This window comes from Rhizobium rhizoryzae, from assembly GCF_011046895.1.
GTDB classification, from domain to species: Bacteria; Pseudomonadota; Alphaproteobacteria; order Rhizobiales; family Rhizobiaceae; genus Neorhizobium; species Neorhizobium rhizoryzae.
This window is the reverse complement of the sequence record NZ_CP049250.1, coordinates 2,124,893-2,140,547: the sequence shown is the minus strand read 5'-3', so window position 1 is coordinate 2,140,547 and position 15,655 is coordinate 2,124,893. Positions and strand designations below refer to the sequence as shown.

Below are 15,655 nucleotides of genomic sequence, written 5' to 3'. Positions count from 1 at the left end.
CACCCTAGTCATCGCCTCTCCGGGCTCCTTCCTCTTGCGCTAAACCGAACCCGGCAAGCAGTCATGTGCCTGAAGCTCAGGAGGTTCTTGCATCCGCGTACTGAGCGGTCTGTTTGATATCCCATTCGGATTGGAATGCTGGCCGCGGCTTGTCCTGCAGGTATAGCTCGCCATTGATCAGCTTGCGTGTTGGCAAAGCACGCCGATCAATCGCCCCCTCGAGTGTCATTGCCAGATCTCGCGCGAAAACACGATCGCCGAAATGCCAGGAATGCGTCCAGCTTGATCCGTCGCTGACAGCAGGCGGCTTGAGCCCGCTGAAATAGTCGGAACAATTGACATTCACAGCCTTGGAAGACGCGCCCTCAGGTAAACCGACGCGGCCAGTGCGTGGCGCCGTGCCAAGCCGCTTGGCATTGGAAACCGCCAAAGCCGCATCGTATGGCGAGGAGTAATTTGTCAGCCGCATGATGCGCCGGAACATCGGATTACTCCAGTCGCTGGTCTCGGTCAGACTTCCCGCAGAAACGTCCGCGCCGATGAAGGCGACCTGGCCGATACGCCAATCGCGTTTGAAGAGTTCGCCCTTTTTTTCCGCCTGCACGAAGGCTTCCATGGTGACATAAGCGCCAGCAGAATGCGCCAGAACATGAATGTTCGTTTTGCATCCGGCCTTCTGGCCCTCGGACAATAATGTGATGCCCTTCGTTACGAGCGAAAGGGCAACCTCGGCACCATCGGCACGGTCCTCCAGATAGTTGAGAACCTGATTGGCGCTTGGCCAGTCGAAGGAGATGATTTCCCCGCGCCAACCTTCCGCCCGAAGATTGTTTCGCAGACGTCGCATGCGGGTGAGGACTGCCTCGATCGTATTGTTATAGCCGTGGACAAAGATCAGGACATCGCCTTTCGGACTGATCGAGAGCGGGTTCTGATCACCATCTGCGAGACCCTGAACTTCTCGCATCCACTCTCCCGGCGATCCGATTACATCCTTCGGTCCGTACCCGAATTGATCGGCGGCAACCTTCAAGTACCGTACAGGTCCCGGATCGCTGCCAAATGAGCCCGCAGTCAACTTTCGGGCAGTCATCACATAATCATAATGCATTTTAGCCCCCTCAAACATAAGTTGAATTAACAAACTTATAATTGCATAAGGGCAAAGACTTGCAAGACCGGGCGCAAGTAAACGATTGCAGCATCCGAAAGCAGCCTCAACCTGGCCCAGGACTTCTATTGACGCTCCATCAGCCGCCGGACCGACGCCATGTCCGACTTGAACTTTTCCAGTTCCGCCGCCTTTCTGGCCTCATCTGGAATGCGCAGCAGATAGGATGGATGGACAGTCACAAACAGCGTGCAGCCGCTGCTCATGGCAATGGGGATGCCGCGCACATCCTGAAGCTTTTCCTTGTGATCGGTCAGAGCGTAATAGGCCGTTGCCCCCATGGCCACCACCAGAGACGGTTTGATCAGTTCCACTTCTTTCGTCAGCCACCACCGGCAGGCCTGTATCTCCCCCTGGTTCGGCTTCTGGTGAATACGGCGCTTGCCCCGCGGTTCGTATTTGAAATGCTTCACCGCGTTGGTGACGTAAAATTCCTTCCGGTCCAGCCCGACCTCATTCACCACCGTATCGAAAACCTTGCCAGCAGGACCAACAAAGGGACGGCCAGCCAGATCCTCCTGATCCCCCGGCTGTTCACCGACGAACATAACCCTGGCCGATTGTGAACCTTCGCCGAACACGGTTTGGGTTGCCCGGCAATGCAGTTCGCATCGGGTACAGTGACGGGCATCCTGACGCAGAGCCTCCAGTGTCCCCTCTGGAAATGATGGCTCCTCCATCCCACCGGCCGCCATCCGGTCCTGAAGCCGCTGGTGAAACGCTGGCGGTTGGGAGGCGGCACGCTCGGCCATCTCGCGCACCTTGGCTTCGGCATTGGCAATGAGGTCGGGAATAAGGTCCGCCTCCGGCAGGTTCTTCCAGTATTTCTTCGGCATTTCTGCCGTCATTGCCTTCACCTTCAACCGCGCGGGATTGAAGATATTGGCATAATAGATCCGCCAGAGTTCATCCGCGTCGTCGCGGATTTCCGGCTTCTCGGCGGGTTCGTCGGAGACGGTCAGTTCCTCGCCATCCCAGGCAGCCGACCCCTTGGGCGTCGCGATGACCCAATCCATATCGAAGAAGCGACGCTTGAAGAACGGCGCCATCCGCGCCACGATGTGATGATCAGGCTCGAACCAGGCAAAGAAGGCCCGCCGCCGCTCCATCGGATCGCGAGACGGAACCTCCTTGAAGCGCACGAAGGCCTTCATCTTGTGGCTGTCGCGGCGAACGGATTTTTCCAGCTTGCGCGCAGCAATGACATCCGGGTCTGAAACGATACCGATCAGATGACGCTCGGATCGAATGCGCCAGAGCAACCGATACAGCAAGGCAAAACGGTCCGGATCCGAATGACAGATGACCGTCTGCGCCAGATCGAGAAACGCCGGTGGTACGCTGGGCGAAGCCGCTGTTGGCGACGGAACCGGCAATTCGCTCTCGCCGAAACCCAGACCGCTCTCGACCGATGAGCCGCTTTCCCACACCACATCGGCGGGGCTCACATTACACATCAGGAGAACACGCGCCGCATCGCGCCATTCCATAAAGTCGCCGCATCCATTGAGACGGATCTTCAGCATCAGAACAGCGTCAATTGCTCAGGCTGCGGCGAGAACATCTGTCGCAAATCACTGCGATCAATCATCCGGTGCGGCGTCCAGCCATCCGCCACGATGAAGGGCTGCACCTTGCGCAAGGATACGCCGAGACGACCGAGATCTTCGATCCGGAGTCGACGGAAACGCCGCGACGACAGGATGGATCTGACCGTCTTGGTACCAAAGCCCGGCACCCTAAGAAGCATCTCCTTCGCCGCCTTGTTGACATCGACCGGAAAGCGATCCCGATGCGCAAGCGCCCAGGCCAGCTTCGGATCCAGTTCCAGATCGAGGTTTCCGTCTGCGGTTGCAGATGTAATTTCACCGATATCAAAGCCATAGAAACGATAAAGCCAGTCCGCTTGGTAAAGACGATGCTCTCGCACGAGCGGCGGCTTGATGAGCGGCAACTTGGAGGATGCATCCGGTATCGGACTAAACGCCGAATAATAGACCCGTTTCAGGCCATAACTTCCGTACAGCCGTGCGCTCGTGCCGAGAATGGTCGCATCATTGGCACCATCCGCGCCAACAATCATCTGCGTGCTCTGCCCGGCCGGAACGAACTTCTTCCGGCGCTTGGTCTTCAGAGTCGGCTCGGATGCATCCTCGATCTTCAAGCGAAGATCACCCATGGCGCGACGGATACCCTCGGGCTTCTTTTCCGGTGCGAACTGGCTGATGCCTTTGTCCGTGGGTAGTTCGATATTGATCGACAAACGGTCGGCATAAAGCCCAGCCTCCTCGATCAACGCCGCAGACGCTTCCGGGATTGTCTTCAGGTGAATATAGCCGCGAAAATTGTGAACCGTGCGCAAATCCCGCGCAATCTTGACCATTTCCTCCATCGTATGGTCAGACGAGCGGATAATGCCGGAAGAAAGAAACAAGCCCTCGATATAATTCCGGCGGTAGAACTCCATGGTCAGCCAGACCACCTCTTCCGGCGTAAAGCGCGCCCGCTCCACATTCGAGGACGACCGGTTGATACAATAGGCGCAATCGTAAATGCAGAAGTTCGTCAGCAGTATTTTGAGAAGCGAGATACAGCGGCCATCGGGCGCATAGGCGTGGCAGATGCCGGACCCTTCTGTCGACCCCAATCCTCCAGACGAGGTTGAATCACGCCGCGTCGTGCCGCTGGATGCGCAGGACGCGTCATACTTTGCTGCATCGGAGAGGATGGCCAGACGTTCTTTCAGCGACTTCTTCATCACTGATGTTCACTAAACGTTCCGCATCCATCTGTCAATGCTGCCGGCAGGAAACCACCCAGGCTCGTCGCGCTTGACCTTGTGCCCCCGCTTAGCGGACGAGCCGCACCTTTCCCGTGACCTGAGCGTAGATCTTGTCCAGCGCGGTGCCGATTGCCAAACCGTTATCGGCCATGAAATGGTTTTCCGGCTTGGTTGCACAAGCCTCTATCACGGGAGGGATACGCTTGAACGCTTCCTGAACGCCGACGTCTTCTGACGGCGGGTAGTAGGTTTGAACGGTGAATACCTCTACCCCATCACCGCGGAGCGCGGTGCATTCGTCCGCGTAAAAGGGACCAAAACCTCGTCCCGCCAGACCTCCATCTCTCACCGAACTGTCCAACCCGTCTGTCAGAAAAATGAAATAGGTCTTACGTTTCGCCGCCGATGAGCCATCTCCAATATTGGAGATCTTCGGTCGTACAAGCCGCAGCCCGTATTCGAGGAAAGACCAACCATCATCCGTCGCCTTTCCCGGTCCAATGATGACACCTGGTGGATAAGTGGGCTCCACTTCCAGCGCAGCGCCCACCGTGGCGAGTTGGTCCGCATTGCTGGAATTCTCGAGCAGGGCGTTGAATGTGGTTCCGACTGTATAGACGCTGTAGGTTTGCAGTCCCGTTTGGCCGGAAGCTTTTGCTCGAGCGGCAAAGGCAGCCATCGCGCTGCGGATGAAATCCATTTTCAGCTTGATGCCAAGTTCCTTCGCGACTTGAACCCCATCCTTGTAACCCGCCTTTCGCGCCAGACTGTCATGGCAAGCAAACTGACAACCACCCGAAACGGCCTTCCATCGGACCATATCCAAGTCAGTACCGGGAACAGTCATGGAATTGGAGACATCCACCAGAAATACAATCTGGGAATAAGCAGTTGACCCGACAGATGCTTCCGCCGCAAACGAAATCTCTTTCGTCGGCATGTTCCACAGGGCACCAAAGTATAAAGGAACGTTTATCCTGCCTGTAACCCTGACGGTACGATTGGTGGCAGTCGGAGCGGTGACCGCAAGATTGCTGACTGTATATCCGGCCCCCAGATTTCCCGCGACATGGGAATTGGCCAAAGAAAGCAGCGCCTGTTCGCCAGACAAACCTTTATTGTAGGCCTGCGAAGCAGCAAGAGCAGCCGCATCCGCACTTTCCTGAGCCCGCTTCAGCTCAAGCGTCATCACGCTATAGTCAACGGCAAATCCAGCACTCAAAAGGATTATAGGAATCAATAAAGCGGTCAGGATGGCGAAATTTCCGCCTTCGCAGAACAATATATTCTTCAACATCATCAATCACCTTTTGAAATAAGAGTGATGATGTATTTTTAATATTAATCTGGAGTAAAAACATACTTTTTGCTGATGTTGCTATATCCAGATCACAACGTTGTTATATTTTACTATAATTATATATTTATAAGCATAGCAGAAAGGGCAGTCTGCCTCTGCAACACAGATGCAGCTACGAGCGGCTTCTCCGAAGTTCTCCCCTGTTCGACCGCAGAAAAAGCCCTATCTCGAATTTGCTGGCTTTCCGCTTTGCGATTCTGCTATGTTCGAAGGCAGAAGAGTTTTCACATGGTTCCGGGGTCCCCTCCGGGACCTGTTTCTTTTTGTGTCTGCCAGTTGTGGGCATAAGACTGAGGAAATGAGAAATGGTTGAAAAGGTACCGATGACGCCGTCTGGCTTCACCAAGCTGCAGGAAGAGCTGCGCTGGCGCCAGCAGGAGGAGCGTCCCCGCATTATCGAAGCCATTGCGGAGGCACGCGCCCACGGCGATCTTTCGGAAAACGCTGAATATCATGCCGCCAAGGAAGCGCAGAGCCACAACGAGGGCCGCATTACGGAACTCGAAGACCTGACGGCGCGCGCGGAAGTCATTGACCTGACGAAAATGTCGGGTTCGAAAATCAAGTTTGGCGCCAAGGTCAAACTCGTTGATGAAGACTCTGACGAAGAGAAGACCTACCAGATCGTTGGCGATCAGGAAGCTGACGTCAAGGAAGGTCGCATCTCCATTTCTTCGCCTATCGCCCGCGCCCTGATCGGCAAGGAAGTGGGTGATTCGATTGAGGTCAACGCGCCGGGTGGCTCGAAGGCTTACGAGATCCTGTCCGTTTCCTGGGGCTGATAGAAGGCGCAAAGCACTCGTGCCCTCATCTCTTTCTCAGATCGAGATCATTGCCCCGCACTTCAAGCGAAGATTGTCGGGCGTCACCTCGACCGTCATCCAGCTTGTCCCGGTCCAGAATGCACTCGGCCAGAAGGTCATCACCTTCGGGCCGGGACTTCCCTCGTCGTTGCCCTCCATGACGGCATGGCAAGTGCCTCAGCTTTGGAAGCCGCCGTCAGGCCAGACCTGCCGCGTTTGGCACGCGCGCCGGAACATCGAAATGCTGCCCGGCATCATCCTGCGGGATATATTTCGAATGCCGCTCAGACTTCTGTTCACTTCGGCCTCGCAACGGCATCATAGCGGCTGGACGAAGTGGTTGATCTCGCGCATGGATGGCGTCATTGCCGTCTGCCAGAAAACAGCCTCATACCTTGAGCGCGAGAGCACGGTGATCCTTCACGGCATTGATCTCGAGCGGTTTTCTCCGGCTGCGGACAAGGCTACTGCCAAGTCTGCTGTCGGCCTTGATCCCGGTTTTCGCTACATCGGCTGCTTCGGTCGCGTCCGACATCAGAAGGGGACCGATCTCTTCGTCGATGCCTTGGCTCGCCTTCTGCCGTCTCACCCGGGCTGGAAAGGCGTGATTGCCGGCCGCGCCACTGCCAAGCACCTGGCTTTCGAGGAAGAGCTGAAGCAAAAGGTCAATGCTGCCGGGCTTTCAGACCGTATCCTGTTCGTCGGGGAACACACGAATATTCCCGACTGGTATCGCGCTCTGGACCTGTTCGTTGCACCGCAACGCTGGGAAGGCTTCGGCCTGACCCCGCTGGAAGCCATGGCAAGCGCTGTGCCCGTGATTGCATCCGATGTCGGCGCATTTCCGGAACTTGTCGTAGAGGGCCAGACCGGCCATATCGTCGGCCGCGGCTCCGTCGAAAATTTCGTGACGGCTCTTTGTCCTTACCTCGAAGACGATGAACGGCTGGCGCGGGCAAGCCACAATGCCCTTGCCCATGCGCGCAAGAATTTCTCCGTGGAAGGAGAAGCGCGGGCAATCGGCGAAGTCTATGCTCGCCTCTTGGCGCGCGGTTGACCCTTATGCAGGTCTTCGTCATCAATCTGGATCGCGCCACAGACCGCATGCAGCGCATGCGGACGCTGCTGGACGGCCTTGGTCTCGCCTGGGCCCGAATTCCCGCCGTGGACGGCAAGGCGCTGGAACCCGAAGCCTTGCGCACCTGGTCGGCAGCACGAGACGACGGAAGCCTGATCCTGACACCCGGCGAAGTGGGCATTCTGCTAAGCCAGAGACAGGCCTGGCAAAATACGGTTGAGCAAGACAAGCCGTGTGTCGTGCTGGAAGATGATGTCCATATCGCCGACAGCGCGCGTCACTGGCTGGCGCATACGGATTGGCTGCCGGCGGATGCGGATATCGTCAAATTCGAAACCACCTTGCGCCCTGTCTCGGTTGATCGGCAGGCCATCAACGTGGGTTCCGGGCTACGGCTGGCGCGATTGAGATCAGGCCATCTGGGTCTGGCGGGTTACATCATCACGCCAAAAGCCGCACTGCGACTGCTGAAAGCCATCGGACAAAGCGCGCATGCGGTTGATCATCTGGTCTTCGATCCGGTTTCGCCGCTGTTTGACGAACTGGTGATCTATCAGACGCTTCCTGCCCTCTGCATCCAGGATCAGTTCCTGCCGAGCCATCAGGTGGGCCTTGGCGGAGAAATCGAGCGGGCCTGGGCAGTGGAGAAAAAGAAGCAGAAGCGAACGCTTCTTCAGAAACTCGGCCGCGAAGTTCAACGCCTCGCATCGCAGGCTGCGTTTGCGTGGCGCGGCAATCGGTTCAACCCGTCGAGCCGACTACGTAATCTCCGGGTTCCGTTTCATCGGCCCTGAGATCAGATCTCGACCAGCCCCAGTTTCTTGACCTGCCGGATCGTCAGCATCGTGCGAACCGTGTCCACGTGCTCGTTGGCCGCCAGAACCTCGATGACGAAATCCTGAAACTTCGTCAAATTTTCAGCAGTGCAACGCAGCAGAAAATCGCTGTCGCCAGACACCATCCATGCTTCGCGCACGATGGGCCAGCTTTCCGCCAGAGCAGCAAAGGCCTTCAGATTGGCTTCCGATTGATGCTTCAGACCGATAAGGCAAAAGGCCACCAGATCGTATCCGAGCTTCGGCCCGTTCAGGATGGCGGCATAACCTTCAATGATCCCCATCTCCTCCAGCTTGCGAACGCGTCGCAGGCAAGGAGGCGCAGAAATGCCAACGCGTTCGGCCAGTTCCACATTGGTCATGCGGCCATCACGCTGCAATTCACGCAAGATCTTGATGTCAGTGGTGTCGAGTTCGACTCGCAGCACGCGAAATTCCTCTGATATGTTTTCCAGTGGTATTAGCCATTGCAGCCCCGAACGCAAGAAATTCACGCCAATGTGCACTGAAAGAAGCGCCTAATATTGTGCAGAACGCAAAGCTGGCCTGCCTGTAATGCAAGGCTGCCCTTGAACTGGAACATGGTTCAATCATAAATGGGGGCGAGTTAACATAATCGATGGATTGCTTCTGCGCGAACAGCGCTCGCTCCCCTGCAATCCCTGAAGGATAGAAATCATGTCTGCCCGTCATACGCAGGTCCTGATCATCGGCTCCGGCCCCGCAGGATACACTGCCGCCATCTACGCCGCTCGCGCCATGCTGAAGCCCGTTCTCATCGCCGGCATGGAACAGGGTGGCCAGTTGATGATCACCACCGATGTGGAAAATTATCCTGGCTTTGCCGACCCCATCCAGGGTCCATGGCTGATGGAACAGATGCTCAAGCAGGCGCACCATGTCGGCACGGAAATTGTGAACGATCTGGTGACGAAGGTTGAGCTGTCGCAGCGCCCATTCGTTGTCAGCACCGATTCAGGCCAGACCTGGACGGCCGACACGCTGGTGATCGCAACCGGTGCCAAGGCGAAGTGGCTGGGCATCGAGAGCGAACAGCATTTCCAGGGCTTTGGCGTCTCGGCCTGCGCAACCTGCGACGGCTTCTTCTATCGCAACCGGGATGTCATCGTGGTCGGAGGCGGAAATTCCGCCGTCGAAGAGGCACTGTACCTGTCCAACATCGCGAAGTCTGTCACCGTCGTTCACCGCCGGGATAGCTTCCGCTCGGAAAAGATCCTGCAGGAGCGCCTGTTCCAGCGTCCCAATGTCAATGTTCTCTGGAACTCGGAGATTGCGGAAATCATTGGCGAGCCCGCCAAGCCGCCCATGCCGCCATCCGTCACCGGTGCCCGGATCCGCGATACCAGAACCGGAGCGATAACCGAGATGCCGATCCATGGTGTTTTCGTCGCCATCGGCCACGCTCCGGCAACGGAACTGTTCAAGGATCAGTTGAAGCTCAAATCCAACGGCTATCTCTGGACAGCGCCGGACTCGACAGCGACCAGCATTCCCGGCGTCTTTGCCGCGGGCGACGTGACTGACGACACCTTCCGCCAAGCCATTACCGCCGCCGGCATGGGCTGCATGGCAGCTCTTGAAGCAGAGCGGTTCCTTGCCGGCATCCAACCTATGGCTCAAGCTGCGGAGTAAATATGGGCGTGCCACTCGACTGGGATAAATTGCGCATCTTCCACGCGGCAGCGGAGGCGGGTTCTTTCACGCATGCGGCGGATAAATTGCACCTATCCCAGTCGGCCATCAGCCGTCAGGTCAGCGCGCTGGAGCAGGATGTCGGCGTCAAGCTCTTCCATCGCCATGCGCGCGGCCTGATCCTGACCGAACAGGGTGAATTGCTGTACCGGACAGCACACGATGTCTTGCTCAAGCTGGAATCCGTCAAGGTTCAGCTGACCGAGACAACGGAAAAGCCGAGCGGCAAATTACGTGTCACCACAACCGTCGGCCTTGGCCAAGGCTGGCTGACCGACAAGGTGCAGGAGTTTCTGCAGCTTTACCCGGAAATGTCGATCCAGCTCATCCTCGATAACGAGGAGCTGGATGTGAACATGCGCCACGCCGATTGCGCCATCCGTCTGCGTCAGCCGCAGCAATCGGATCTTATCCAGCGCAAGCTCTTCACCGTGCACATGCATGTCTATGCGGCTCCCTCCTACATCAATCGTTTTGGAGAGCCGCAGACCATCGAGGATCTGGATACGCACCGCATCATCACATTTGGTGAACCGGCGCCCAACTACCTGCTGGACGTGAACTGGCTCGAATATGCCGGGCGCTCGTCTGACAATCCTCGACTGCCGCATCTGCAGATCAACAGTCAAACATCGATCAAGCGCGCGTGCCTGCTCGGCATCGGTATCGCGGTCCTGCCGGATTACATCGTCGGTCGCGACCCGGGCCTCATCCAGCTTGCCATCAACGCGGATATCCCGTCATTCGATACCTATTTCTGCTATCCGGACGAGATGAAGAACGCTGCCAAGCTGAAGGTCTTCAGGGACTTCATCGTTGCCAAAGCCCGCAACTGGAACTTCTGACAACCGAAGAACAGCACCTCGCAGGCCGCCAGTTTTTAGAAAGCTGATACAGCATTGCACTATCAGCATGGCTGCCCTGCACAGAAAAGCATTGTTCCCTGCTCAAGAAAGAACCATATCGCACACAGCTGATGCACATGGCGGCTTTTCCTCCCAGTTCCGCCGCAGCAGCTGTTCCCCTCTGGAGGTTTATTGACCTTCACACTTACAAGGGCCCTGGAGCGATCCGGCGGCCCTCTTTTTTTAAGCTTCCATTGCCCTTGTTGAACAAAATTCTTGCCCCGGACGATCCCTGCCCCTTGTTGTGGACGAGGACAGCTTCCATATTCGGGATAGCTGTCCCGGCGGCCTCCTGTCGCCCCTCAGCTGTTCCCCTCTGGAGGTTTGGTAAACCTTCATCCTCACGGGCCCGAAGAAATTCGAGGCCCTTTTTTTTGCCAACCTCCTTTAAATCGTAAAATAACGATCTACATATCGCTCAGAAACGATTTATCCGGTCAGAAAACAGGAGGGCTAGGAATGGACAAGACAGAAATTCTGAAAGCGCTCTCCCACCCTGCCCGTGTCGAGTTTCTGGAATGGATGCGCGAACCGGAGGCACATTTCTCCTCCCAGGCTCATCCCTTGGATATGGGCATCTGCGCCAAACAGTTTGAAATGCGCTGCGGCCTGTCCCAATCCACCGTATCCGCCCATCTGGCCATGCTCGAGAAAGCCGGCCTCGTGAAAACGAACAAGGTGGGCCAGTGGACCTTTTATCATCGTGATGAGGACAGAATTCGGTCCTTCATCGATCACCTGAAGACCTCGCTCTGAGGCAACCTCCCCTTTTCAATCTATGAGGATTATCATGCCTACACTGTTCGACAGCGTGAAGTTTGGCGATATTGAGCTTCGCAATCGCATCGTCATGGCGCCCCTGACCCGCAATCGCTCCCCGAAGGCGGTCCCGAACGACCTGAATGTTGTCTATTACGAACAACGTGCGACCGCTGGCCTGATCGTATCGGAAGGAACTGCCATTACGCATCAGGGTCAGGGTTACGCCGATGTCCCGGGGCTCTACAAGCCGGAAGCCCTTGCTGGCTGGAAGAAGGTCACCGATGCCGTCCACTCGCGTGGTGGCAAGATTGTTGCGCAGCTCTGGCATGTCGGCCGCATTTCCCACGTCTCGCTGCAGCCAAACGGTGCGGCACCCGTTGCACCCTCTGCAATCACTGCGAAGTCGAAGACCTACATTCTCAACGAGGACGGCAGCGGCGGTTTTGCGGAAACCTCGCAACCCCGTGCGCTGGAACTCTCCGAACTGCCGGGTATCGTGGATGATTTCCGCAAGGCAGCACGCAACGCGGTCGATGCCGGTTTCGACGGCGTCGAAATTCACGCAGCCAATGGCTACCTGCTCGATCAGTTCATGAAGGATGGCGCCAACCAGCGCACCGATGCCTATGGCGGCCCCATCGAGAACCGTATACGGCTGACCCTTGAGGTGGTCGATGCCGTGGCATCTGAAATCGGCGCGGGCAAGACCGGCATTCGTCTGTCTCCGACAACGCCCGCCAACGACATCAGCGACAGTGATCCCCAGGCCGTGTTCAATGCCGTCGTCAAGGAACTGGCCAAGCGCGATCTGTCGTTTATCCATGTGATTGAAGGCGCAACAGGCGGCCCGCGTGACCACCAGTACGCAGGCACATCGTTCGACTACGCCTCCTTCAAGGCAGCCTATATCGAAGCTGGCGGCAAGGGTGCCTGGATGGTCAACAACGGCTATGACGCCGAGACTGCCGCCAAGGCAATCGAGACCGGCCATGCGGATCTCGTCTCCTTCGGCAAGCCGTTCATCGCCAATCCGGACCTCGTCCGCCGCATCAAGGACGGCGCTGCCTGGAACGATGTGAACCCGCAGACGCTGTATGGCGGTGGCGCCGAGGGCTACACCGATTACCCAACGCTGGAAGCGGCCGAATAAGACGCTTCAGGGAGGCCCGCTCCGGCGGGCCTCACCATCGCTCAAAGCATCAATGCGTTGGGCGAGCTTCGACAGAATCTTCAACTTCCGCCTCCGGCCTGTCTCCGCCATCGCTATGCTCCACGTGCCAGATGCCCTTGGCATCCTGCCAGCTGATCTCCTCTGAATCCCCGCCGACCTGCTGCTCGGCCGCGACAATCTTGGCAGCCTGCAAGGCATCGGAATGCGTGGCAAAGGTCTCGGAATAGACGTCACCCTGGCGATACGCCCAGCCACCGTCATGCTGCACCACCTGATAGACGACTTTGGTCATGGTTTCCTCCTGATCGAGTGTATTTTGTGTTGCACCTGCCGGAAATCGAAAAGCAGCACGTCCGGTTCCGGAAGAATGCGACAGGCAGAAAATTTATGCTGTGGGAGCAGGCTGAGTAAACGCTAGTCTGCTCGCTTGATGGTTCTGCGAACTGCCATAGATATTGCTCCCATCACGCCGGAGCACATCTCAGCATGCCATCTCTTCTCAGCCGCGAAAAGTTTCTTGTTCTGGCAGCACTGGTGGCAGTGTCAGGCTTCTTCGTGGAGCACTTAATTCTCGAGATGGGCAAGCTGGCGGCCGTGATCGCCGCAGTCGCGCTGATCGGCGTCATCGTGCTTGCCTCCACCCGCGTGGCCCATGCAGCGGAAATTCTGGCGCACAAGGTGGGCGATCCCTACGGCACGATGATCCTGACGCTCTCGGCGGTCGCCGTCGAGGTCATCATCCTGGCAATCCTGATGAACAATTCCGCATCGCCGACCCTGGTGCGAGATACGATCTACGCGGCCGTGATGCTGGACATCAACGGAATTCTGGGCCTCGCCGCGTTGCTTGGTGGGCTGCGCCACGGCGAACAACCCTATAACGATAATTCCGGCAAGACCTATGGTGTGATGATTCTGACCGCCATGGGCATTTCGATGATCGTGCCCGAATTCATCCCGGCAGATCGCTGGCACTACTATTCCGCCTTCACCATCTGCGCCATGATTGCGCTCTATGCCCTCTTTCTGCGTATGCAGGTGGGTCCGCACAGCTATTTCTTCAGCTACAGCTATCCACGACAAACGAAGCCGAAACCAGCGACAGGCGACGCGTCACACTCTGAGCCGGAAGAGCCGTCTCAATCTTCCGCCTCCGCCATCGGTGTCATCCTTGCAGGGGTCATTATTATTGGCGTGCTTGCCGAATTCATGTCTGCCTTCCTTGATCTCGGCCTGAAAGGCAGTGGCGCGCCGCCTGCCTTGATGGCGGTCATCGTGGCTTCGATATCGGCAGCACCCGAGATTCTAACCGCCTTGCGCGCAGCACTCAGAAACCGCATGCAGGCCACCGTCAACATCGCCATGGGTGCGTCACTCTCAACGGTGATCCTGACGGTGCCAGTCATGGAGGGCATTGCCCTCTACAGTGGTCAGCCCTTTGTCATGGCAATGACGCCCGTACAAACGGTCATGGTCACCATCACGCTGATTGCCGCAGCGATCAACCTCAATGACGGCGAAACAAACGCCATCGAAGGCATGACGCATTTCGTCCTTTTCGCCACCTTCGTCATGCTGACGGTTCTGGGACTTTGAGAGTGAGTTGAAGATGTTACAGTAAGGTCCGGAATCCGATCCGGAACAACCTGAATCAGAACATGAAGAAATGTTTCCGATAAAACAAACTTGAAGGCCTCGTGTAGAGCAAAAGGCGAGACCCGACCCTAGATCAGATCAAACGTCGCGGAAGCGGCAGTCCATTGAATGATTTGGGAGAACATGATGAACCGCTTCAACGTCCTGGCCGCTGCCACCTTCCTCGGCATGGCGGCACTCGCGCCGATGTCCGCGCAGGCACAGACCGCAACGGCGAAACCTGCGGAGACCAAACCGGCCAATGCGCCGGACCAGAAGCCAGCCTTCGCCGGTCAGACGCGCGCACCGCAGCCCGCACAGATGGTGAAGGTCAAAAAGGAAGTGGTGGCGCAGGGTCTGCCACATCTCTGGGCCATGGAGTTTCTGCCGGACGGCCGGATGCTGGTAACCGCAAAGCAGGGCAAGATGCACATCATCTCGAAGGACGGTAAGCCTGGTCCGGCCATTGATGGCGTCCCGAAAGTTCTGGCAAGCGGTCAGGGCGGCTTGCTGGATGTCGCGCTTGCGCCAGATTTCGCCTCATCCGGCATGATCTTCTTCTCGTTCTCCGAAGAGCGGGAAGATGGCAATGGCACATCCGTCGCCTCCGCCAAACTCGTACCCGACGCAAATGGCGGCGCGAAACTGGAAAACGTCAACGTCATTTTCCGCCAGACGCCAAGCTATGACGGCAACAAGCATTTTGGCTCTCGCCTCGCCTTCGGGGCCAAAAACGAACTCTATGTGACGGTCGGTGAGCGCTCGGACCCGGAACCTCGCGTTCAGGCGCAGGAACTGTCCAGCGGTCTCGGCAAGATTTTCCGCATCACGATGGATGGTAAACCATTCGATGGCAATCCGTTCGTGAACCAGAAGGACGCGCTGCCGGAAATCTGGTCGCTTGGTCACCGTAATCTTCAGTCCGCCACCGTCGATGACAAGGGCCGCCTCTGGACTGTCGAGCACGGTCCTCGTGGCGGAGATGAGTTGAACCTGCCGGAAGCAGGCAAGAACTATGGATGGCCGGAAGTGACCTATGGCGTCGAATACAGCGGAAGCCCGGTCGGCAAAGGCGTGACGCAAATGGCGAAGACCGAGCAGCCGGTCTATTATTGGGATCCGGTCATCGCACCCTCCGGCATGGCTTTCTACAACGGCAATGCCATTCCTGAATGGAAAGGCGCCTTCCTTGTCGGCGGACTCGTGAGCCAGGGCGTCGTCGTCCTTCACATGGACGGGGACAAGGTGAGATCCGAGGAGCGCGTGCCGCTGGACGCGCGCATTCGTGACGTCAAGGTTGGCCCCGATGGCGCCGTCTACGCCGTCACAGAACAGCGGGGCGGCGGCGCATCAACCATCATCAAGCTGACGAAGGCTTGACCTAAACCAAGAAAGGGCCCGCCGACGAGGCGAGCCCTTTCTGTCTTGAGACAACAAGG

15 protein-coding genes are annotated in these 15,655 nt (G+C 57.2%); 9 read left to right on the top strand and 6 right to left on the bottom strand.

Translation table 11 applies throughout. The features are described from left to right. Window positions 1-76 precede the first annotated feature (76 nt). The 4 genes from G6N80_RS16265 to G6N80_RS16250 form a co-directional block, all read right to left on the bottom strand. Window positions 77-1,111 carry an alpha/beta hydrolase gene (locus tag G6N80_RS16265; RefSeq protein WP_165135299.1) on the bottom strand — a complete coding sequence of 345 codons (1,035 nt, stop codon included), beginning with the start codon at window positions 1,109-1,111 and terminating at the stop codon, window positions 77-79. 125 nt (window positions 1,112-1,236) lie between these two features. Continuing rightward, the gene (locus G6N80_RS16260) at window positions 1,237-2,697 is read right to left on the bottom strand and encodes a UdgX family uracil-DNA binding protein (protein WP_165135296.1); all 1,461 of its coding nucleotides are present in this window, start codon (window positions 2,695-2,697) and stop codon (window positions 1,237-1,239) included. Next, window positions 2,697-3,929, bottom strand: coding sequence for a putative DNA modification/repair radical SAM protein (locus G6N80_RS16255; protein ID WP_165135293.1), 1,233 nt, complete (start codon window positions 3,927-3,929; stop codon window positions 2,697-2,699). The genes G6N80_RS16260 and G6N80_RS16255 overlap by 1 nt, the downstream gene beginning before the upstream one ends. A 91-nt stretch (window positions 3,930-4,020) precedes the next feature. After that, a complete protein-coding gene (locus G6N80_RS16250; protein ID WP_206531704.1) occupies window positions 4,021-5,253 on the bottom strand; it encodes a pilus assembly protein TadG-related protein in 1,233 nt (410 codons plus the stop codon). A 365-nt stretch (window positions 5,254-5,618) separates the two neighbouring features. On the opposite strand from G6N80_RS16250, the gene greA reads away from it, so the two are divergent. The 3 genes from greA to G6N80_RS16235 are packed head-to-tail and all read left to right on the top strand — an operon-like array spanning window position 5,619 to window position 7,988. Then, window positions 5,619-6,095, top strand: a complete 477-nt coding sequence (gene greA / locus G6N80_RS16245) for a transcription elongation factor GreA (RefSeq protein ID WP_062554028.1) — start codon at window positions 5,619-5,621, stop codon at window positions 6,093-6,095. 19 nt (window positions 6,096-6,114) lie between these two features. After that, the gene (locus tag G6N80_RS16240; protein WP_165135287.1) at window positions 6,115-7,173 is read left to right on the top strand and encodes a glycosyltransferase family 4 protein; all 1,059 of its coding nucleotides are present in this window, start codon (window positions 6,115-6,117) and stop codon (window positions 7,171-7,173) included. A 5-nt stretch (window positions 7,174-7,178) separates the two neighbouring features. After that, window positions 7,179-7,988 carry a glycosyltransferase family 25 protein gene (locus tag G6N80_RS16235; protein ID WP_165135284.1) on the top strand — a complete coding sequence of 270 codons (810 nt, stop codon included), beginning with the start codon at window positions 7,179-7,181 and terminating at the stop codon, window positions 7,986-7,988. 2 nt (window positions 7,989-7,990) lie between these two features. Here G6N80_RS16235 and G6N80_RS16230 read toward each other — a convergent pair whose 3' ends face one another. Continuing rightward, window positions 7,991-8,458, bottom strand: coding sequence for an Lrp/AsnC family transcriptional regulator (locus tag G6N80_RS16230; RefSeq protein WP_062554025.1), 468 nt, complete (start codon window positions 8,456-8,458; stop codon window positions 7,991-7,993). 250 nt (window positions 8,459-8,708) lie between these two features. Between G6N80_RS16230 and trxB the strand changes: the two genes are divergently transcribed. The 4 genes from trxB (at window position 8,709) to G6N80_RS16210 (ending at window position 12,560) form a co-directional block, all read left to right on the top strand. After that, window positions 8,709-9,683 (top strand): thioredoxin-disulfide reductase, encoded by a 975-nt coding sequence (trxB, locus tag G6N80_RS16225; protein WP_165135281.1) that lies wholly within the window; start codon window positions 8,709-8,711, stop codon window positions 9,681-9,683. Window positions 9,684-9,691: 8 nt separating this feature from the next. Further along, window positions 9,692-10,588, top strand: coding sequence for a LysR family transcriptional regulator VtlR (locus G6N80_RS16220; protein WP_062554743.1), 897 nt, complete (start codon window positions 9,692-9,694; stop codon window positions 10,586-10,588). A 519-nt stretch (window positions 10,589-11,107) separates the two neighbouring features. Then, window positions 11,108-11,404 (top strand): ArsR/SmtB family transcription factor, encoded by a 297-nt coding sequence (locus G6N80_RS16215; RefSeq protein ID WP_062554022.1) that lies wholly within the window; start codon window positions 11,108-11,110, stop codon window positions 11,402-11,404. Between the two features lie 34 nt (window positions 11,405-11,438). Beyond that, complete coding sequence (locus tag G6N80_RS16210) at window positions 11,439-12,560, top strand: alkene reductase (RefSeq protein WP_165135278.1); 1,122 nt, start codon at window positions 11,439-11,441, stop codon at window positions 12,558-12,560. A 49-nt stretch (window positions 12,561-12,609) separates the two neighbouring features. Here G6N80_RS16210 and G6N80_RS16205 read toward each other — a convergent pair whose 3' ends face one another. After that, window positions 12,610-12,873, bottom strand: a complete 264-nt coding sequence (locus tag G6N80_RS16205) for a DUF2188 domain-containing protein (RefSeq protein WP_062554020.1) — start codon at window positions 12,871-12,873, stop codon at window positions 12,610-12,612. Between the two features lie 230 nt (window positions 12,874-13,103). Between G6N80_RS16205 and G6N80_RS16200 the strand changes: the two genes are divergently transcribed. Together G6N80_RS16200 and G6N80_RS16195 are read left to right on the top strand one after the other, a co-directional pair. After that, window positions 13,104-14,177: a calcium:cation antiporter gene (locus tag G6N80_RS16200; RefSeq protein ID WP_425503932.1), complete on the top strand. Its 1,074-nt coding sequence runs from the start codon at window positions 13,104-13,106 to the stop codon at window positions 14,175-14,177. A gap of 228 nt (window positions 14,178-14,405) precedes the next feature. Beyond that, complete coding sequence (locus G6N80_RS16195) at window positions 14,406-15,596, top strand: PQQ-dependent sugar dehydrogenase (RefSeq protein ID WP_244484730.1); 1,191 nt, start codon at window positions 14,406-14,408, stop codon at window positions 15,594-15,596. Window positions 15,597-15,655: the final 59 nt, after the last annotated feature.